Origin of the sequence: Archangium sp. Cb G35 (genome assembly GCF_001896145.1) — a bacterium.
GTDB classification, from domain to species: domain Bacteria; phylum Myxococcota; class Myxococcia; order Myxococcales; family Myxococcaceae; genus Archangium; species Archangium violaceum.
This window is the reverse complement of record NZ_MPOI01000004.1, coordinates 711,258-731,292: the sequence shown is the minus strand read 5'-3', so window position 1 is coordinate 731,292 and position 20,035 is coordinate 711,258. Positions and strand designations below refer to the sequence as shown.

General features: G+C 68.2%; 18 protein-coding genes, 2 tRNA genes and 1 pseudogene. 20 read left to right on the top strand and 1 reads right to left on the bottom strand.

Features of this window, described 5'->3' with window-relative positions:
- Positions 1-43: 43 nt before the first annotated feature.
- The 5 genes from BO221_RS16235 to BO221_RS16215 all read left to right on the top strand — a co-directional run bounded on the left by BO221_RS16235 (position 44) and on the right by BO221_RS16215 (position 5,994).
- The gene (locus BO221_RS16235; protein ID WP_073561333.1) at positions 44-1,960 is read left to right on the top strand and encodes a M2 family metallopeptidase; all 1,917 of its coding nucleotides are present in this window, start codon (positions 44-46) and stop codon (positions 1,958-1,960) included.
- 124 nt (positions 1,961-2,084) lie between these two features.
- Positions 2,085-2,288, top strand: a complete 204-nt coding sequence (locus tag BO221_RS16230; RefSeq protein WP_043407630.1) for a cold-shock protein — start codon at positions 2,085-2,087, stop codon at positions 2,286-2,288.
- 108 nt (positions 2,289-2,396) lie between these two features.
- Entirely contained in the window at positions 2,397-4,475 is a 2,079-nt protein-coding gene (locus BO221_RS16225; protein WP_198956126.1) for a hypothetical protein, read from the top strand.
- Positions 4,476-4,582: 107 nt separating this feature from the next.
- Complete coding sequence (locus BO221_RS16220; RefSeq protein ID WP_073561331.1) at positions 4,583-5,344, top strand: hypothetical protein; 762 nt, start codon at positions 4,583-4,585, stop codon at positions 5,342-5,344.
- A gap of 20 nt (positions 5,345-5,364) precedes the next feature.
- On the top strand, positions 5,365-5,994 hold the full coding sequence (locus BO221_RS16215; RefSeq protein ID WP_073561330.1) for an acetoacetate decarboxylase family protein: 630 nt from the start codon (positions 5,365-5,367) through the stop codon (positions 5,992-5,994).
- Positions 5,995-6,050: 56 nt separating this feature from the next.
- On the opposite strand, the gene BO221_RS16210 is transcribed toward BO221_RS16215, so the two are convergent.
- Positions 6,051-6,710 carry an FKBP-type peptidyl-prolyl cis-trans isomerase gene (locus BO221_RS16210; RefSeq protein WP_233166032.1) on the bottom strand — a complete coding sequence of 220 codons (660 nt, stop codon included), beginning with the start codon at positions 6,708-6,710 and terminating at the stop codon, positions 6,051-6,053.
- 187 nt (positions 6,711-6,897) lie between these two features.
- Between BO221_RS16210 and BO221_RS16205 the strand changes: the two genes are divergently transcribed.
- The 15 genes and pseudogenes from BO221_RS16205 to BO221_RS16135 all read left to right on the top strand — a co-directional run bounded on the left by BO221_RS16205 (position 6,898) and on the right by BO221_RS16135 (position 19,967).
- Entirely contained in the window at positions 6,898-7,236 is a 339-nt protein-coding gene (locus BO221_RS16205) for a PilZ domain-containing protein (RefSeq protein WP_073561328.1), read from the top strand.
- Between the two features lie 101 nt (positions 7,237-7,337).
- Positions 7,338-8,135: an LPP20 family lipoprotein gene (locus tag BO221_RS16200; RefSeq protein ID WP_073561327.1), complete on the top strand. Its 798-nt coding sequence runs from the start codon at positions 7,338-7,340 to the stop codon at positions 8,133-8,135.
- 24 nt (positions 8,136-8,159) lie between these two features.
- On the top strand, positions 8,160-8,534 hold the full coding sequence (locus tag BO221_RS16195; RefSeq protein ID WP_143195477.1) for a hypothetical protein: 375 nt from the start codon (positions 8,160-8,162) through the stop codon (positions 8,532-8,534).
- A 300-nt stretch (positions 8,535-8,834) separates the two neighbouring features.
- Positions 8,835-10,148 carry a DnaA N-terminal domain-containing protein gene (locus BO221_RS16190; protein ID WP_073561325.1) on the top strand — a complete coding sequence of 438 codons (1,314 nt, stop codon included), beginning with the start codon at positions 8,835-8,837 and terminating at the stop codon, positions 10,146-10,148.
- 78 nt (positions 10,149-10,226) lie between these two features.
- A complete protein-coding gene (locus tag BO221_RS16185; RefSeq protein WP_369864978.1) occupies positions 10,227-11,441 on the top strand; it encodes an AI-2E family transporter in 1,215 nt (404 codons plus the stop codon).
- Positions 11,442-11,546: 105 nt separating this feature from the next.
- Entirely contained in the window at positions 11,547-12,248 is a 702-nt protein-coding gene (locus BO221_RS16180; protein WP_073561324.1) for a uracil-DNA glycosylase, read from the top strand.
- A gap of 88 nt (positions 12,249-12,336) precedes the next feature.
- A tRNA-Val gene (locus BO221_RS16175) sits at positions 12,337-12,408 on the top strand.
- Between the two features lie 74 nt (positions 12,409-12,482).
- Positions 12,483-14,411, top strand: coding sequence for a threonine--tRNA ligase (gene thrS / locus BO221_RS16170; RefSeq protein ID WP_073561323.1), 1,929 nt, complete (start codon positions 12,483-12,485; stop codon positions 14,409-14,411).
- A gap of 266 nt (positions 14,412-14,677) precedes the next feature.
- Positions 14,678-14,887 (top strand): 50S ribosomal protein L35, encoded by a 210-nt coding sequence (gene rpmI, locus BO221_RS16165; RefSeq protein ID WP_073561322.1) that lies wholly within the window; start codon positions 14,678-14,680, stop codon positions 14,885-14,887.
- 88 nt (positions 14,888-14,975) lie between these two features.
- Entirely contained in the window at positions 14,976-15,323 is a 348-nt protein-coding gene (gene rplT, locus BO221_RS16160; protein WP_043407583.1) for a 50S ribosomal protein L20, read from the top strand.
- A 156-nt stretch (positions 15,324-15,479) separates the two neighbouring features.
- Positions 15,480-16,529, top strand: a complete 1,050-nt coding sequence (pheS, locus tag BO221_RS16155; protein WP_073561321.1) for a phenylalanine--tRNA ligase subunit alpha — start codon at positions 15,480-15,482, stop codon at positions 16,527-16,529.
- Positions 16,529-18,940, top strand: coding sequence for a phenylalanine--tRNA ligase subunit beta (pheT, locus tag BO221_RS16150; RefSeq protein ID WP_073561320.1), 2,412 nt, complete (start codon positions 16,529-16,531; stop codon positions 18,938-18,940). The genes pheS and pheT overlap by 1 nt, the downstream gene beginning before the upstream one ends.
- A 110-nt stretch (positions 18,941-19,050) precedes the next feature.
- Positions 19,051-19,389: pseudogene (locus tag BO221_RS16145) on the top strand (integration host factor subunit alpha); the annotation flags it as partial.
- A gap of 195 nt (positions 19,390-19,584) precedes the next feature.
- Positions 19,585-19,661, top strand: a tRNA-Pro gene (locus BO221_RS16140).
- A gap of 81 nt (positions 19,662-19,742) precedes the next feature.
- Positions 19,743-19,967 (top strand): amphi-Trp domain-containing protein, encoded by a 225-nt coding sequence (locus tag BO221_RS16135; RefSeq protein ID WP_073561319.1) that lies wholly within the window; start codon positions 19,743-19,745, stop codon positions 19,965-19,967.
- Positions 19,968-20,035 lie beyond the last annotated feature (68 nt).

Below are 20,035 nucleotides of genomic sequence, written 5' to 3'. Positions count from 1 at the left end.
AGGTGCGTTGCCCGAGGGCCTTCCTCTACGGTTGCGCCCCGACATGAACAGCACCTCTCCCGTCAAGTCCCTCGTGCGTGCGGCCCTCGTGGTCGTCCCGCTCATCGCCTCTCCTGGCTGTACGTCCTCGGCCCATGGTTCCACCACGGGTTCTCCCGAGGAGACGCGCCCCGCCGCCGCCGCGCCCGCCGCGGAGCCGCAGAAGCCCGCCGAAGCCGCGCCGGCCACCGCCGAGGACGCGCGTCAGTTCGCCACCCGGGTGAACGAAGATCTCAAGCGTCTGTGGACGCGGCAGGCCACGGCGGATTGGATCAAGTCCACGCACATCACCGATGACACCGAGCGGAACGCCGCCCTGGTCAACGAGGAGGTGCTGGCCTACGTCAGCCAGGCCATCAAGGAGGCCGCGCGCTTCAAGGACGTGCAGGGCCTGGACGCGGACACCTCGCGCACGCTGCACCTGCTGCGGGTGTCCTCCACGCTGCCCGCGCCGAGCGATGCGCAGAAGCGCGCGGAGCTGGCCGGTATCGCCGCGAAGCTCGATGGCATCTACGGCAAGGGCAAGTACTGCGGCAAGGATGGCAAGGGGCAGTGCAAGGACCTGGGCGATCTGTCCGATGTGATGGCCAAGAGCCGCAACTATGACGAGCTGCTGGAGGCGTGGACGGGCTGGCACACCATCTCGACGCCGATGCGCCCGCTCTACCAGCGGCTGGTGCAGCTCTCCAACGAGGGCGCCCAGGAGATCGGCTTCGCGGACACGGGCGCGCTCTGGCGCTCCAACTACGACATGCCGCCCGAGGCCTTCGAGAAGGAGGCCCAGCGGCTGTGGGGGCAGGTGAAGCCCCTCTATGACGATCTGCACTGCTACGTGCGCGCCCGGCTGGCGAAGCAGTACGGCGAGGACAAGGTGCCCGCCGGCAAGCCCATTCCCGCGCACCTGCTCGGCAACATGTGGTCCCAGGAGTGGAACAACATCTACTCCATGGTGGAGCCCTACAAGGGCCAGCCCAGTCTGGACGTGGACGCCGAGCTGAAGCGGCAGAACTACGACGCCCTGCGCATGGTGAAGATGGGCGAGAGCTTCTTCACCTCGCTGGGGCTCAAGCCGCTGCCGGAGACGTTCTGGCAGCGCTCGCAGTTCACCAAGCCGAGGGACCGCGAGGTGGTGTGCCACGCCAGCGCCTGGGACATCACCTACGACAACGACGTGCGCATCAAGATGTGCATCAAGCCCACCGAGGAGGATCTGGTCACCATCCACCACGAGCTGGGCCACGACTACTACTACACGTACTACTACAAGCTTCCGGTGCTCTATCAGGCCGGCGCGCATGACGGCTTCCACGAGGCCATCGGCGATGCGCTCACCCTCTCCATCACCCCGGGCTACCTCAAGCAGGTGGGCCTGCTGAAGGAGGTCCCCAAGGGAGACAAGGGCCTCATCAACCTGCAGATGAAGGACGCCATGGAGAAGGTGGCATTCCTGCCCTTCGGCCTGCTGGTGGACCAGTGGCGCTGGGAGGTCTTCTCCGGGCGGGTGAAGCCGGAGGACTACAACAAGTCCTGGTGGGCGCTGCGTGAGAAGTTCCAGGGCGTGCGCGCCCCGGTGGAGCGCACCGAGAGTGACTTCGATCCGGGCGCCAAGTACCACGTCCCCGCCAACGTCCCCTACACGCGCTACTTCCTGGCGCGCATCCTCCAGTTCCAGTTCCACCGCGCGCTCTGCCAGGCCGCGGGCCAGAAGGGTGCCCTCCACGAGTGCTCCATCTACGGCAACAAGGAGGCCGGCCGCCGCCTGCAGGCCATGCTGGAGATGGGTGCCAGCAAGCCCTGGCCGGATGCGCTCCAGGCCCTCACCGGTGAGCGGGAGATGGATGCCTCGGCGATGCTGGAGTACTTCGCTCCGCTGCGCACCTGGCTCCAGGAGCAGAACAAGGGCCAGAAGTGCGGGTGGTAGGGGCTCGCCAGGAGTAGACAGGGTTGGCGGCCCCGCCTAAAATTCGTGCTCGCCTGGCTGGGTATCGACCGGCCAGGCCGGGCGGCAGATTTCCGCGCCCGTCTGTCTGAAAGAAGAAGAGCAAATGGCGACTGGTACCGTGAAGTGGTTCAACGATGCGAAGGGGTTCGGATTCATCACGCAGGATGGCGGTGGCGAGGACGTGTTCTGCCACCACTCCGCCATCAACATGGATGGCTTCCGCACCCTGGCCGAAGGCCAGCGGGTGGAGTTCGAGGTGGGCCGCGGTCCGAAGGGCCTGCAGGCGCAGAACGTCCGCGCCGTCTGATTCCAGCTGGTTTCGTACGTTGTTCCTGAAAAGGGTCCGTCCCTCTGGGGCCGGGCCCTTTTTCATGTCTGGAGTCCTCGCGTGTCCCTCTCACCGTCCAGGTTTCTCATGAAGCGTGCCGCGTTGTTTCCGTTGCTGGCCGCGCTCGGTTGCGCGTCCGGCCCGTCCCCTGTTCCAGCGGGTGCTCCGCCCGCGGAGGTCCGTCCCATGAAGCACACCGCCGATCTCCCGGCCCTGAAGGCCGAGCTCGTCTCCCGTCATGGCGAGGCGCAGCGGGCCCGCATCGAGCGGGGTGTGGACCAGGTAGCCTCGCTGTGGCACGGCGAGGACGGGGACCTGGCCGCCTTCGTGCGCGAGCACTTCATCACCGGCGAGAAGCAGCTCGACGCCACCCTGTCCCGGCTGGAGACGGCCTTCGAGCAGCTCGATGGCAACCTTCATGAGATCAACCGGGAGCTGCGGCGTCCCACGGACCTGGACCTCGGGCCGCTGCTGCCGGTGGATCCGCTGCTGGCCGCGTATGACCCGGCGGCGCACGTCACCGAGGATCTCTTCCGGGCGAAGGTGGGCTTCGTGGCGCTGCTCAACTTCCCACTCACCACGCTGGCCGAGCGGATGGAGAAGGGCCCCGGCTACACGCGCCGCCAGTGGGCCGAGGCCCGGCTCACCGGCCGCTTCAACAGCCGCGTGCCCGCGGAGGTGCGGCAGGCCTCCTCGCGGGCGGGCGCGGACGCGGACCTCTACATCGCCGAGTACAACGTCTGGATGCACCACCTGCTGGACGAGCAGGGGCGCCGGCTCTTCCCCTCGGGGATGCGGCTGATCAGCCACTGGAACCTGCGTGACGAGCTGAAGTCCCGTTACGCGGATCCCGAGGGCGTGGCGAAGCAGCGGATGATCGTCAAGGTGATGGAGCGAATCGTCACGCAGAGCATCCCCGCGGCGGTCATCGACAACCCGCGGGTGGACTGGAATCCGTTCACCAACGAGGTGAAGGAAGCGCCGGCCAGCGAGGTGGAGAAGGACGCGCCCCAGCGTCCGGTGGTGCTGGATGGCAAGCGCGAGGAGGACGTGCGCTACGCGAAGCTGCTCGCGCAGTTCCACGCGGCGCGGATGGAGGATCCGTATGTGCCAGTGGCGCCCACGGCCGTGGCCCGCAGTTTCGAGCTGGGGCGCGAGCTGCCCGAGGCCCGGGTGAAGGCGTTGCTGGAGCAGGTGCTGGCGTCGCCGCTGGTGCCCCGGGTGGCGAAGGAGATCGAGTCCCGGCTGGGCCGGAAGCTGGAGCCGCAGGACCTGTGGTACGCCGGTTTCAAGGCGAGCGGGAAGCTGTCCGAGGACCAGCTGAACACGCTGACGCGCCAGCGCTACCCGACGGCGGATGCGTTCGCCAGGGATCTGCCGCGCATCCTCGAGGGGCTGGGTTTCTCGAAGGAGAAGGCGGCCTTCCTGGCGGCGCACATCCGGGTGGATGCCTCGCGTGGGGCGGGGCATGCGATGCAGGCGATGCGGCGCGGGGACTTCCCCCGGCTGCGCACGCGGGTGGGCCCCCAGGGCATGGACTACAAGGGCTACAACATCGCCGTGCATGAGCTGGGGCACAACGTGGAGCAGGTGTTCTCGCTCTACTCGGTGGACCACACGTTGCTGACGGGCGTGCCCAACAGCGCCTTCACCGAGGCGCTGGCCTTCGTCTTCCAGGCGAGGGACCTGGAGCTGTTGGGACAGGCGAAGCCGGACGCGGCCAGCGAACGCGAGCGGGTGCTCAACGACTTCTGGCAGACGTGGGAGATCGCCGGGGTGGCGCTGGTGGACGTCGCCGTGTGGCACTGGCTCTACGAGCACCCGGACGCTACGCCCGCGCAGTTGCGCGAGGCGGTGGTGCGCATCGCCCGGGAGACGTGGGACCGGTACTACGCTCCGGTGCTGGGAGGGCAGGGGACGCCGCTGCTCGGCATCTACAGCCACATGATTTCCTATCCCCTGTACCTGGCTGATTATCCGTTGGGGCACCTGATCTCCTTCCAGATGGAGGAGCACCTGAAGAAGGCAGGCAACCTGGGGGCGGAGTTCGAGCGGATGGCGAGCCAGGGCGCGTTGACCCCGGACGTGTGGATGACGAACGCCACGGGTGCTCCGGTGAGCGCCGAGCCGCTGCTGCGAGCCACCGAAGCCGCGCTCGCCCGCTGATGGCTCGGGGCCCGGTCCCGGGTGTTCAGCTCCAACCGGATGTTGTATGGATTCTCACCTGATCGGGCCCGGCGTGAACAGCCGGGCCCCTGCTGGCGAGAAAGTCCTTGAGTCCCACCGATGAACTGAGCGCCCTGACGGCAGGAGTGGATCCGCGAGCCTTCGATCCCTTCTCCTGGTTCAACATCATCGGGGAGATCGGCTGCGTCTTCTGGATCATCGCCTATGTCTTCGCCATCCGGCAGGGATTCAGGGATCGGGCTCCTGGGCTACCCCTGGTCGCCATCTGTCTGAATTTCGCCTGGGAGTTCCTGGCGTCCTGGGTCATCCCGAATCCCGTGCCGCTGTGGCATGCGTTCGATCGCATCTGGTTCTTCGTGGATGTGATCATCGTCTACCAGCTGCTGCGCTACGGGGCCTCGTTGCAGCGCATCCCCGAGGTGCGCCGCTACTTCCATCCGATCGTGGCGGTCACCACGGTGATGGGAGGCATCGGGCTCTACACCTTCTATCTCCAGTACCGGGACATCCTGGCGCTGGTGGGCGCGTTCATGATCAACCTCATCATGAGCGTGGCCTTCATCTTCTTCTTCTTCGAGCGCCGCAACCAGGGAGGCCGCGGGCTGTCGGTGCCAGCGGCGTGGTTGAAGCTGGTGGGGACGCTCGGCACGTCCATCGAGTGTCATTACGTCATCGGACTCGCCGAGCCCTGGCTGCCCAGCCTCTCCTTCCTGCACTTCGTCTGCGCGTCCATCTTCCTGGTGGATCTGCTCTACGCGGTGATGGTGACGAGATGGGCGGCCGCCCAGCGTGCACAGACGCCGCTCGCGCAGCAGGAGGCGCGGGTTACCATGCTCGAGGCCGCCTGAATCCATACAGGAGCTCCTTCATGATGCAGCCGTCCGAGTTGGCCGAGGTCCCCTTTCCGCCCGCCCCCTGGCGGATGAGCGGGGAGTGCTGGGGAGGTCTGGTGAAGGCGGACCGGGACGTTCCCTGCCCGGCACCCTGGAAGCCGCTGCTCTCCTCGCGCATGGCCATGGTGGTGTTGATGCGCTACCGCGCGGGCACGCTCCAGTATGACGAGCTGATGGTGGGCCCGCTGGTGCGGCACGGCCTGCACGTGGGCCTGTGGATCCCCCATATCTGGGTGACCAGCGAGGCCTCGCTCTGGGGCGGCCGCCGCATGTGGCGCCTCCCGAAGGAGCTGGCCACCTTCACCTGGGAGGAGGGGCGCGTGCGGGTGGCGGATGCCTCGGGTCCCATCGCCACGTTCGGGATGGATCAGCGCCCGGGTTTCTGGCCCCCGCTCCCGGTGCCCATGCCCGGCGTCGGAGGAGCCCCGGGCGGGTGGACCACCTTCATGGGGTGGATGAGTGCACGGCTCGCGCCGGGAGGACTCCGGGTGGAGGAGTGGTCGGAGCGCTTCCCGTTCCGCCTCCAGGGCCCGGCCTCGTGGAGCGTCAGGGCCCATCCCATGTCCATCACCGTGCCCGGGCCCACGGTGAAGACCGCTTTCTAGCCGCCTCGTGAGCGGCGGAGTGGGGGACGTGTGCTCCGCCCCCCACCCGGGACTGCCTACTTCTTCGGCTGCGGATCCGCCCGGGGCACGTCCGCGCCCTGGCCGCCGATTCCGAGCAGCTCGATCTCGAACACCAGGGTGGCGTTGGGCGGGATGGTGGGAGGCGAGCCCTGGTCGCCGTAGGCCACCTTCGCCGGGCACACGAGCTGCGACTTGCCGCCCACCTTCATCTTCTGCACGCCCTCGGTCCAGCAGGGGATGACGCCGTTGAGGGGGAACTCAGCGGGCTCGCCACGCTTGTACGAGCTGTCGAACTCGGTGCCGGTGATGAGGGTGCCGCGGTAGTTCACCTTCACCGTGTCGGTCGCCTTGGGGCTGGAACCCGTGCCGGCCTTGATCTCCTTGTAGATGACGCCCGAGGGCAGCTTCGTGGCGCCCTTCTCCTTGGAGGCCGTCTCCAGGAACTTCTGACCGGCGCGCTCCTGCCGGCTCTTGGCGAGCGGCTGCAGATTGGGCCCGTACTTCTCCAAGTCCACCGCCGGCTTGGCACCCGTGGCCGCGTCCGTCATGCCCTTCTTGACGAGCTCGAGCTCCGCCGGGCTCAGGTCGAACATCTTGACGCTCCGGCCGATCGACAGGCCCAGCGAGTAGATCGTCTTCTCTTCCTCGGTCTTGAGCTCCTGCGCGTTCGCCTGGAGCCCGGTGAGGGCGAGCATGACCGCTCCCAACATTCCCAATCGCATGTGTCTCCGCCTTTCTCAGTGGCAGCGGAACAATAGGTCCGCCCGTCTCTTCCCGCTGGCGGTTTTCTTGCCCTCCGGCCGGATGCTCCTACCCTCGCCACAGGTTGCTGCGGCGCTGATGCGTCCTGTAGCGGCTCCGGCCACCCGGAGGGCGAGAGAGATGAGCGACAAGCGGAAGAACGCGCGGGTTCCCCTCGACATCTACCTGAACAAGTACATGGGGGGCGTGCCGTACATGGCGCGCGCCGCCGACATCAGCCACGAGGGCGTGAGCCTGGCGCGTCTGCTCGAACCCGAGCAGGACTCCCGGCGGGTGGGGCTCCAGTTCCAGCTTCCCGGCTCCACCGAGGTCATCTACGCCGAGGGCGAGGTGGTGCGCGAGTGGGTGGAGGCCGGGGCGCGCCAGGACGAGCGCTCGGGCGTGCGCTTCACGCTGCTCACCCAGCGGCACCGCCAGTTGATTGATGACTACGTGACACGCAGCACGCAGGCACACTGAGCCGCGCTCCGTTGGCAGGTGGGCGGGCGGGCCTTCCTTGACCTGGCTTGGAGTGGGCCGGTTGAATCCGGTGCCTCGAAACAGGAGCGGGGAGGATTCACGTGAGGCGTGCACTGTGGGCGCTCGTGCTGGCGGTTCCGCTGTCGGCACTGGCGCAGGGCAACGGGGTGGATTGGCAGCGGCAGGTCCTCCGGGTGACGGGGGATGGACCGCCGGATGTGAAGGCCTCCAACCCGTCCCAGGCGAGATTGGGCGCGGAGCGCTCGGCGAAGGAGGATGCCTTCGCGGATCTGCTGGAGCAGGTGAAGGGCCTGCGTCTGCGCGCGGACAGGACCGTGGGCGAGGAGATGGCCCGCGAGGAGACCCGCCGCCAGATCGAAGACGTGCTGCGCGGCTACAAGGTCGTCCAGAAGCGCTACTTCTCCGATAGCGGCGTGCAGATGGAGGTGGAGGTGCCGCTCGGGGCGTTGACCTCGGTGCTGGTGACTCCGGCGCCCGCCGCTGGCACCACGACGACCGCGACGACGGAGCCGGCGGAGGCGAAACCGGCCGGGACGAAGAAGGACGCGCGGGCGAAGCACACGGGGCTGGTGCTGGACGCACGGAAGCTGGACATGATGCCGGTGCTGGCGCCGCGGGTGCTCGACGAGTCCGGGCAGTCCCTCTATGGCCTGGAGACGCTGTCCGCCGAGGCCCGGAAGAGCACGGGCGTGGCGGGCTTCTTCAAGAGCCTGGAGGCGGCCCGGAAGTCGGAGCTGGTGGGCGCGAAGCCGCTGGTGCTCGAGGCGTCGCGGCTTCAGGGCTCGGATCTGCTGCTGGGGCCGGACGCGGCGAAGGCGCTCGAGGGGATGGACCCGGGTCTCCTGGCCGAGGGCCGGGTGGCGATCCTCATCAAGTAGAGGCGGACGATGGCCCTGGCGAGGATGAAGCGGAGTCGCGGGTGGTGGGCCCTGATGGGGCTGGTGCTCGGGTGTGCCTCGGGTCCCGAGCAGGTGGAGTCGGCGGCGGCGGACCGGGCGCGTGAGCTGATGCGTGCCATGCGGTCGCGCAACGGCAACCTGTTGCTGCGGTGCGAGCCCGAGGATGCCGAAGTGCATCTGGACGGGGTGCTCCAGGGCGTGTGCACCGACTTCGGTGGCAAGCCGAGCGGATTGCAGGTGGGCCTGGGGATGCACCGCATCGACGTGAAGAAGGACGGCTACTGGCCGTACACCACGTACTTCGAGCCCAACAGTGCCCGGGCGGGGCTGACGATCAAGCTGAAGTCGATGCAGCAGCAGAGCGGCGGCACGGACTGATCCAACGCGGGCGCTCCTCGCGCGCGGTGGGGAGGTTTTGCGTAGCGGCCTGTAGCACCCTGTAGCGGCTGCTACATGTATCGCGTGCGGGGGCCGATATTCCGGCTCCGCGGATCGTTCACGCCCGGCGGATCAGCGGAGCCGGGGCTAGACGATGCGGATGGGACGGCGCAGATCGCGGGGCATGGATCACGCCGATCAGTGCGGCCTTCTCGTGTTCGAGGAGGGTGGCACGGCGTTCCCTACGCCGGGGGAACAGGACGTGGACACCAGGAGCCGGACCCAGGGGAGGCGTTGAGCATGGCCGGGTTGGACTGGGTACAGGTGGACGTGGGCTTTCCCATGAGCCTCCCCGTGGTGTGCGCTGCTCGCACCCTGGGGATGGAGCGGCGGGCCTTCGTGGGGGCCATGGTGGAGCTGCAGATCTGGGCGGTGCAGGCGTTGCCCTCGGGACGCTTCGAGCCCTTCGGACTGTCCGGAGGACGGTCCACGGACGCGTCCGCGGACATGTCCATGGACGAGGCGGTGTGGCAGGAGGCGGTGGAGGGCGCGGTCCGGTGGACGGGCGCTCCCGGCGCGTTCTGGGATGCACTGCTGCGCGCGGGGATCCTGGTGCGGGAAGGGGATAGCGTCCGCTTCACCCTCTGTGATCGCTACGTGCAAGTCCTCGAGAAGAGGAGCAAGGAGGCCGAGCGCAAGCGCCGGGAGCGCGCTGCCAAGGCCGCGGGCGCGTCCGCCGGACGTCCCGTGGACACGTCCGGGACGTCCTCTCCTAGAAAGAGAAAAGAGAAGGAGAGTGAGAAGAAGACTTCTTCTTCTGCAGCAGCACTGGAGATGGGAGCGTCGGGCGGACGGCTCATTCCCGTCTCCCCGCCCTCGGACGAGGACGTGCCCGTGGTGCCAGTGGAGGCCACGCCCGTCCAGCTCGCGCTGCCGGGAACGCACATGGTGCCGGTGTCCTCTCCGCCGCGAGACGTATGGCGGGCTCCGGAGTCCGAGGACGCGGCATCCGAGCCGTCCCCGGTCGAGGAGGAGTCTCCGGCCCGGGTCGCGGCTGCCTTCTTCGAGACATGTCAGGAGGAGCGCGGCCGGGCACTTCCCGGACTCCCCTCGGAGGAGCAGCCCAAGGCCTGGGCGAGTTGGTACCGCGGAGCCCTGCGCAAGGTGGGCGGGAACGAAGGACGGTTGCTGGAGGCGTGGCGCGGGTACCTCCACTCCGATTGGGGACGCAGCCGGGAGCCCCGCTGCACGGCGCAGGCGTTCTGTACGCCCCGGGTCTGGAGCCGCTACCTCGAGCCCGTGAAGCGGGAGGATCCATCCGAGCTGTCCGGTGCACCGTCCGTGGACGTGTCCACGGAGGCGGGCCGCCACTGGCGGGAGTGCCTCGCGTGGCTGCACGACCATGGGAAGCGGTACGCCCTGACATGGCTGGCCCAGGCCCGTGCGGTGGGGGTGGAGGACGGCCGCCTGGTGCTCGAGGTGCCGGACGCGCACTTCCGCCAGTGGGTGCAGGAGCACTACGGCCAGATGGTGGAGCAGCTCGCGCGGGAGCTTGGTCTCGAGGGCGTGTGCTGGCGGGTGGCCGAGGGAGTCCGTGCGCCGCTTCTCGGATAGACGGGGTAGTATCCCGCGGACGATACGGAAGAAGAGGAGCCCGCCATCGGACGTAACAAGAGAGGCAAGGCGCGCGCGGTGAAGGCGCCAGTGGCGCGGGTCGCTCCAGCGGAGACGTCCCTGCACGTGGTGAAGACCGAAGCGGTGGAGCTGCGGCCGGCCCCCGAGCCCGTTCCCATGGAGCCACCGCCCGCCGAGGGCGAGCTCTCCGAGGCCGAGGCCCGGCGGGTGGATTTCGCCTGGTCGGCGGCCATGGTGGGCTCGCTGGCGCTGGTGTTCGCGCTGCTGTCGGTGTTCGGAGGCGTGGCGGTGCCGGTGCTGCTGGCGCTCGCCATGGCGTACGTGCTCAATCCGCTGGTCACCGCCATGGAGCGCCGGGGCCTCAACCGCACCCTGGGGACGAGCGTGGTGTTCACCGGGAGCCTGTTGCTGTTGATCGGCGCGGTGCTCTACCTCATCCCGGTCTTCCGGGAGGAGGCGGTGAAGCTGCCGGACTTCTTCCGCCGGGCGAGCGAGCGGGTGGTGCCGCAAGTGGAGTCGCTCCTGGGACGTCCGTTGCCGGATCTGCTGCGCCAGCGCATGACGGAGCTGGGGGCGCAGGCCTCGGAGATCCTCCAGAGCGCGGGGCCCACGGCGGCACGGCTGGTGGCGAGCTTCGCGGGCAACACCGCGCGGGTGGTGGCCACGCTGCTGGGCCTGCTGGTGGTGCCGGTGCTGGGCTTCTTCTTCCTCCAGGACTACCCGCAGCTGGTGGGCATGGTGAAGGGACTGATGCCGCGCCGGGCGGTGGGGCTGGTCAGCCGGCGCTTCTCCGAGGTGGATGACGTCCTGTCCGCCTTCGTGCGTGGGCAGATCACCGTGGGGGCCATCCTCTCGGTGCTCTACGGCACGGGCCTGTGGTTCGCGCGCATCGACCTGGCCATCGTGATCGGCGTCATCGCTGGGTTCGGCAACATGGTTCCGTACCTGGGGACGGGGTTGGGGGTGGTGCTGGCGGGGCTGGGGCTGATGCTGTCCTGGCAGGGTCCGTGGCAGCTCGCGGCGGTGGCGGGCACCTTCCTGGTGGGCCAGATGGCCGAGGGTCTCTTCATCACCCCCAAGGTGGTGGGCGACAAGGTGGGCCTCTCGTCGGTGGCCGTGATCATCGCCATCCTGGCCTTTGGAGAGTTGTTCGGCTTCACCGGCATCCTGCTCGCGGTGCCCACGACGGCCATCCTCAAGGTGGTGCTGAGCGTGGTGGTGGAGCGCTACAAGCGGACCGGCCTCTACACGGGCGAGCAGCCCGCCCCCTGAGCCTCGCGTCCCCCGGCCCGAAGCCGTCCAGAGGAGTGGACGGTGGCGCGAGGGTAGGGCGGGGCGCTAGGGAAGGGGATCGTGGCGAAGAGCAATGAGACAGGGATGACGGGCGCGGCGGGGCTCGCGCGCCTTCACGAGGAGATCATCACCTGCCGGGCGTGTCCCCGGCTGGTGGAGTGGCGCGAGCAGGTGGCCCGGGAGAAGCGGCGGGCCTTCCGCGACTGGACGTACTGGGGCCGGCCGGTGCCGGGCTTCGGAGACCCCCAGGCGGAGCTGGTCATCCTCGGACTGGCGCCGGCGGCGCATGGGGCCAACCGGACGGGCCGGGTGTTCACCGGGGACCGTTCGGGGGACTTCCTCTTCGCCGGGTTGCACCGGGCGGGCTTCGCCAACCAGCCCCGGAGCGAGCACCGGGATGACGGCCTCACGTTGACGGGGGCCTACATCGTCGCGCCGTGCAAGTGCGCGCCGCCGGACAACAAACCCCTGCCCGAGGAGCTGGTCCGGTGCGCCCCCTTCCTGGACCGGGAGATGGCCCTGCTGCCTGGCCGGGTGGTCCTGACGCTGGGGGCGATTGCCTGGAACGCGACGCTCGCCTGGCTGGAGAGGGCGGGGGTATCCGTCCCCACGCCGCGGCCGTCGTTCGGACACGGGGCGGAGCTGGCCCTGCCAGGGGCCCCGGTGCTGCTGGGCTGCTACCACGTGAGCCAGCAGAACACGCAGACGGGGCGGCTCACCCCCGCCATGTTCGACGCGGTGATGGCCCGTGCCCGGGTGCTGATCGGAAATCGACGGGGAACATGACGCACCCATGTCGGTGTTTCCTTGACAGCTCCGGGCTGCCCATCGTATTCCCCGCCCACCTTCGACGGCGGCAGTCGCGGCGGCGAACGGGTCGTTAGCTCAGCGGTAGAGCACTACCTTGACACGGTAGGGGTCAGTGGTTCGATCCCACTACGACCCACTTCAGTACGGGTTTTCAACTGCGGGCGGCAGGGCTGATGAGCCTGCCGCCCGCGTTCTTTTCCGAGGTCTCGCATGGCGGATCAGATCACGGTGACCCTCCCCGATGGCAGCCAGAAGCAGGCGCCCCGGGGCACGACCATCGCGGACTTCGTGCGCGACAGCATCGGGGCGGGCCTGGCCAAGGCCGCCCTCTTCGCGCGGGTGAACGGCCAGGACATGGATCTGGCCCGTCCCCTCACCGAGGACGTGAAGCTGCAGATCTTCACCTCCAAGAGCCCCGAGGGCCTGGAGCTCATCCGGCACGACGCCGCCCACGTGGTGGCCAGCGCGGTGCAGCGGCTCTTCCCGGGTACGCAGGTGACCATCGGTCCGGCGACGGAGGAGGGCTTCTACTACGACTTCTTCCGCGAGAAGCCCTTCACGCCCGAGGACCTCGAGAAGATCGAGGCCGAGGCCAACAAGGAGATCGCCAGCAACCTGCCCTTCGTCCGGAGCGAGATCTCCATGGACGAGGCGATCAAGCTCTTCGAGGACAAGGGCGAGAAGTTCAAGGTCGAGATCGTCAAGGACATCGCGGCCAAGGGCGCCAAGACGCTCACGCTCTACACCCACGGCGATTGGGTGGACTTCTGCCTGGGGCCCCACGCTCCGAGCACCGGGAAGATCGGCGTCATCAAGCTGCTGTCCACCAGTGGCGCGTACTGGCGCGGAGATCATCGCAACCCGATGCTCCAGCGCATCTATGGCACGGCCTTCTTCGACAAGAAGGCGCTCCAGGAGTACGTCAACCGGATGGAGGAGGCCCGCAAGCGCGATCACCGCAAGCTGGGCAAGGAGCTGGATCTCTTCCACTTCCACCCGTACTCGCCGGGCGCGGCCTTCTGGACCCCCAAGGGCACCACGCTCTACAACACCCTGGCCGCCTTCATGCGCCGCATGACGAGCGAGACCGGCTACGTCGAGATCAAGACCCCGCTGCTCTACAACAAGGGCCTGTGGGAGACGAGCGGCCACTGGGGCAAGTACAAGGAGAACATGTTCCTCGTGCTCGACAACGACACGGGCGAGCATGACTTCTCGCTGAAGCCGATGAACTGCCCCAGTCATCACCTGTACTACGGCTTCAAGAAGCACAGCTACCGCGACCTGCCTCTGCGTCTGCACACCCAGGACGTGCTCCACCGCAACGAGGCGGCCGGCTCGCTCGGCGGCCTCACCCGCGTGCGCCAGTTCGCCCAGGATGACGCCCACATCTACTGCATGGAGAGCCAGATCCCCGACGAGGTCCGGCGCTTCGTGCAGCTCCTGGACCGCGTCTACAAGGCGGTGGGCCTGTCCTACTCGGTGAAGCTGTCCACCCGGCCGGAGAAGCGGCTCGGCGATGACTCCCTGTGGGATCGCGCCGAGGCCGGCCTCAAGAGCGCCCTGGAGAGCCTGGGCCTGGAGTACGAGCTCAAGCCCGGCGATGGCGCCTTCTACGGCCCGAAGATCGACTTCGACGTGTCCGACAGCATCGGCCGCAAGTGGCAGCTGGGCACCATCCAGCTCGACTACCTCGCCCCCGAGCGCTTCGACCTCACCTACATCGGTGACGACAACGCCGAGCACCGCCCCGTGGTGCTCCACCGCGCCATCTTCGGCTCCTTCGAGCGCTTCATCGCCATCCTCATCGAGCACTTCGCCGGCGCCTTCCCCGCGTGGCTGGCCCCGGTGCAGGGCGTGCTCGTCACCGTGGCGGACCGCCAGCGCGACTACGCCCTCAAGGTGCGTGACCAGCTCCGCGCCAAGGGCTACCGCGTGGACTACGACGAGCGCGGCCTCACCCTCAACGCGAAGATCCGCGACGCCCAGCTCCAGAAGATCCCCTTCACCCTGGTCATCGGCGACAACGAGGTGGACGGTGGGGGCGTGTCTCCCCGGCGCTACGGCGGCGAGGACCTCAAGACCATGAAACTGGAGGCCTTCGAGGCCCTCCTGGAGAAGGAAGCCGCCTGGCCGTGAAGCCCGCTGAGGGGGTATGGGTCATTATCACCCCTTGACTCCCTCCAGCTGGCAAGTATCTTGCCCCCCCTTCGGAGGGGAGTACCTGCTCCCACTGTCTGAGGAGTTCTGCCGGCTCCGGTGCCTGCTTCCACGGCAAGCGCTCTGGCGCAGGCCGAGGGCGCGAAATAGTTGGACCCGGCTGGCGGCTTCCAAGCCGTCAGCCCTGACACACGCTGACGGCGATTCGCTGCGGCGGATGGGTAGTTGAAGGAAGGAACCGCAAGATGCCCAAGTTGAAGACCCGTAGCGGCGCCAAGAAGCGCTTCCAGGTGAAGAAGACCGGCAAGGTGAAGTTCGGCAAGGCCTTGGGTAAGCACCTCTTCACCCACGCCAAGAGCCAGAAGCTCAAGCGCGAGCACCGTGGCACCGGCCATCTGAAGGACATGGATGGCAAGAAGGTCGTCAAGGAGATGTTCCCCTACGGGGCGAACTGAGCAGGATGCAGTAAAGAGGGCCCTGTCGGTGCGGTGAACAGCCGGAGCCGGGGGTTTTCAAACACCTCGCAGCAGTCAGGAGTCAGCAATGCGCGTCAAGAAGGGCGTCAAGGCTCGTCGTCGTCGTAATAGGATTTTGAAGCTGGCCAAGGGTTACCGCGGCCGCCGCAAGAATTGCTACAAGCGGGCCAACCAGGCCGTGGAGCGCGCGCTCGATTACGCCAGCCGTGATCGCGCCGTTCGCAAGCGGAACTTCCGCTCGCTGTGGATCGTCCGCATCAACGCGGCCGCCCGCACCGTGGGCCTGTCCTACTCGCGGCTGATCGCCGGTCTGGCCAAGAACAAGATCGCCCTCGACCGCAAGGTCCTGGCCGACATGGCCATCGCGGATCCCGCTGGTTTTGCCGCTGTCGCCAACATCGCGAAGGCGGCCTGAGTGATGACGGCTGGCCCCTTCGGCCAGCCTCGAAAGTGAGCGGTTGCGGTCTTCTTCGTGAAGGCCGCTGCCACTCGCGAGTTTGAAACGGGCTGCCCCCAGGGCGGCCCTTTTTTTTGGCCCCGGCCCGGCCGGGAAAAGGGAGGCGAAGTCCCCATGCGAGATCGCTTGCAGGCACTCGCGGACGCGGCGCGGCGGGAGATCTCCGTCGCCTCGGAGCCGTCCGCTGTGGAGGCGCTCCGAATCCGCTACCTCGGCAAGAAGGGTGAGCTGTCCGGCGTCCTCGGAGGGATGGGCAAGCTGCCCCCCGACGAGCGCCGCGCCCTCGGCGAGGTGGCCAACCAGGTCAAGGCGGAGATCGAGAAGCTCCTGGCCGAGGCCGTCCAGCGCGCGGAGGACGCGGCCCTCGAGGCCGAGCTGCGTGGCCCCAAGCTGGATGTGACGCTGCCCGGCCGCGCCGCGAAACCCGGCAGCCGCCACCCGGTGTCCCGGACGATGGAGGAGATCGTCCGCACCTTCCAGCGGCTCGGCTTCGAGGTGGCCCACGGGCCGGAGATCGAGCTCGACTACTACAACTTCGAGGCGCTCAACCTCCCGAAGGATCACCCCGCGCGCGACATGCAGGACACCTTCTACGTGGACGAGTCCTCGCTCGGCCACGCGAAGAAGGCGGACAGTTCGCCGCTGCTGCGCACGCACACGTCCCCGGTGCAGGTGCGCTTCATGCTCAACCGCAAGCCCCCGTTCCGCGCCGTCATGCCCGGCCGCGTCTACCGGCGCGACTCGGACATCACCCACACGCCCATGTTCCACCAGGTGGAAGGGCTGCTGGTGGACAAGGACGTCAGCTTCGCCGAGCTCAAGGGCACCCTGGATGCCTTCGTGAAGGCCTTCTTCGGCTCGGATACGCGCACGCGCTTCCGCCCGTCCTTCTTCCCCTTCACGGAGCCCTCGGCCGAGGTGGACATCTCCTGCACCTCGTGCGGCGGCAAGGGCTGCCGCATCTGCAAGCAGACCGGCTGGCTGGAGGTGCTCGGCAGCGGCATGGTGCACCCCAACGTCTTCAAGTACAGCGGCTACGACCCCACCGAGGTCACCGGGTACGCGTTCGGCATGGGCGTGGAGCGCATCGCCATGCTGCGCTACCGGATCGACGACCTGCGGATGATGTTCGAGAACGACGCGCGCTTCCTGGAGCAGTTCTGATGAAGATCTCGGTCAAGTGGCTCGGTGACTACGTAGCGCTGCCGGCCAGTGTGGATGAACTGGCGCGTAGGCTGACCGCCGTGGGTCTGGAGATCGAGGGCCTGGATCGCCCCGGCGAGGGTCTGCGCGGCGTGGTGGTGGCGCAGATCAAGGAGTCCGTCCAGCACCCCAACGCGGACAAGCTGTCCGTGACGAAGATCGACATGGGCGGCCCGGAGCTGCTGCAGGTCGTCTGCGGCGCCAAGAACTTCAAGGTCGGCGACAAGGTGCCGCTGGCCACCATCGGCACGAAGCTGCCCAATGGCGTGGAGATCAAGCAGGCCCCCCTGCGCGGCGTGGACAGCTTCGGCATGCTCTGCTCCGCCAAGGAGCTGGGCATCTCCGAGGAGTCCTCCGGCCTGCTCATCCTCTCGCAGGACCTGAAGCCGGGTACGCCCATCGCCCAGGCGCTCGGGATGGATGACGTGGTGATGGAGGTGAACGTCACCCCCAACCGTCCGGATGCCCTGTCGCACCTGGGTGTGGCCCGCGAGGTGGCCGTGGCCACCGGCGGCGCCCTGCGTCCTCCCCAGCCGAAGCTCGCCGAGTCCGGCGCCCCCGCCTCCGAGAAGGCGAAGGTGCGCATCGAGGACCCGGTGCGTTGCCCGCGCTACGCGGCCCGCGTCATCGAGAACGTGAAGATCGGTCCCTCGCCCCAGTGGCTCCAGGACCGGCTCAAGGCCTGCGGCGTGCGCCCCATCAGCAACGTGGTGGACGTCACCAACTTCGTCCTCCTCGAGTACGGCCAGCCGCTGCACGCCTTCGACCTGGACAAGGTGGCCGGCCAGGAGATCATCGTCCGCACCGCCAAGCCGGGCGAGAAGATGATCACGCTCGACGGCAAGGAGCGGGCGCTGTCGCCCGAGGACCTGCTCATCTGCGACCGCGACCGCGCCCAGGCCCTCGCCGGCGTCATGGGCGGCCAGGACAGCGAGGTCAGCGCGGGCACCACGCGCGTGCTGCTCGAGTCCGCCTACTTCCAGCCCTCCAGCATCCGCCGCTCCTCCAAGCGCCACGGCCTGCACACCGAGGCCTCGCACCGCTTCGAGCGCGGCGCGGACCTCGACGCCACCGTTCCCGCCGTGGACCGGGCCGCGGCCCTCATCGCCGAGCTGGCCGGTGGCACCGTGGCCCCGGGCCGCATCGACGTGTACCCGCAGCCCCAGCCGCAGCGCCGCGTGACGCTGCGCTACGGCCGCGTGGAGAAGGCGCTGGGCGTGGCCATCCCCGAGGCCGAGTGCCGCCGCATCCTCGGCACCCTCGGCTTCAAGCAGGTGGAGGAGGGGAGTGGGCAGACCACCTTCGAGGTGCCCCGCGCCCGCGTGGACGTGGAGCGCGAGGAGGACCTCATGGAGGAGCTCGCCCGCGTCTACGGCTACGACAACATCCCCGCGAAGCTGCCCCGTGGCCTCGCCGAGCTGGGCCCCGAGCCGGCCACCGCCGAGGCCGAGCGCCGCGCCCGCCAGGCCCTCTCCGGCGTGGGGTTCAGTGAAGTGGTGAACTACTCCTTCGTCGCGCCGCGCTCCCTGGAGGTGCTGGGCGGGAAGGACAAGCCCGTCACGCTCCTCAACCCGCTGAGCGTGGAACAGTCCGTCATGCGCACCAGCCTGCTGCCGGGCCTGCTGGAGAACCTCTCCCGCAGCGTCCGTCACCAGGTGGAGTCCGTGGCCATCTACGAGACGGGCCGCGCCTACTTCCAGGACCCCGAGGGCGGTCAGGGCCAGCGCCCCGCCGCTCGCGAGGTGCACCGTCTGGGAGGGCTCGTGTGGGGCCTGCGCGGCGGCCGGACGTGGACGCAGAAGGACGCCCGCGCGGACTTCTATGACGCCAAGGGCGCCCTGGAGGCCGTGCTGCACGCGCTCCACGTGGACGGTGTCCGCTTCGTCCCCGCCGAGGCCCCCGCCTACCACCCGCGCGCCTGCGCCCGGGTGGAGCTGGCCGATGGCACCGCGCTCGGTTACGTGGGCGAGCTGCACCCGCGCGTCACCAAGGCCCTGGATCTCCCCCGCGACGTCTTCGTCTTCGAGGTGGACACGGCGCCCCTGTACGCCGCTTCCCGTCTGGTGCCCGAGTACCAGGGCCTGCCGCGCTTCCCCGCGGTGCTCCGGGACCTGGCCGTCGTGGTGCCCCTGACGCTCCAGAACGACGAGGTCCGCCGCGTCATCCTGGAGGTCGGTGGCCCCCTGGTGGAGGACGCCCTCATCTTCGACGTCTACACCGGCAAGCCCATCCCCGAGGGCCACAAGAACCTGGCCTACGCCATCCGCTACCGCTCGCCCGAGCGTACGCTCACTGACGCGGACGTGACGGCCGCCCACCAGCGCATCATCTCCGAGGTCAACCAGCGCCTGGGTGGTGCCCTGCGGACCTGACGTAGTGGGTTCGCGGGAAAACCTGAGTGAAACCGGTGGGTTGACAGCTGTCAGGGAAGGCTGTCACAGTCCGCCGGGTTCACCGCAGAGAGGGGCGCGAAGGTACTCGCATGACCAAGGCGGACATCATCGAAGGGGTCTACGAGAAGGTCGGCTTCTCCAAGAAGGAGTCGGCGGAGATCGTCGAGCTCGTCTTCGACACCTTCAAGGAAACTCTGGAGCGCGGGGACAAGATCAAGATCTCGGGGTTCGGCAACTTCCAGGTGCGCCAGAAGAAGGCGCGCGTGGGCCGCAACCCGCAGACCGGTAGGGAGATCGAGATCTCGGCTCGCCGCGTGCTGACCTTCCGGCCGAGCGCGGTCCTCAAGGCCGCCCTCAACGGCGAGCAGATTCCCGAGAACCACTCGGAACTGGACGCCGCCGAGGACGCCGCCGCCGACGCGGCCGAGGCCGCGGGTCTGGATCCCGAGGATCTGGACGAGGAGCTGGAGGAGGTCGAGGAGTACAAGGCCTCCGCCGGAGGAATGAAGGCCAAGGCCGAGTGAGTTTTTGAAGGGCCGCCCGATCTCGTGCTTGACCTGTGGGTCGGGTGACGGCATAAGGCAGCCCATCTCGCCGACGGGAACGCCGACGAGACGCCGCAACGGGGCGTAGCGCAGCCTGGTAGCGCACTTGCTTGGGGTGCAAGTGGTCGCTGGTTCAAATCCAGTCGCCCCGACCAAAGAAGGCCCTGGAGTTTCACCGCAAGGTGGGCTCCAGGGCCTTTGTTTTTTTGGCCTCCCTGACGGAAGCGAGCCGTGCAATGCCGAAGCGCCCCGAGCGAGACGTGGAGAAGACGTACCCACGCAAGGACTTCGTCGCGAAGCTGCGGCGGTTGGCGGATGCCATCGAGGCCGGTGAGGCCTTCACCATCCAGGTCGCTGGCGAGCGCCTGCGCATCCCCGCGGATGCACTCTTCAACATCGAGCACGAGCGCGAAGAGGGCGTGGACGAGCTCGAGTTCCAACTTCGTTGGAAGCGGGACTGAGCTCCCCCGAACGCTCGGCGGCCGGCCAGATAGGCCCCGAGTCTTTACGAAGTTTACCCTGACTCGCC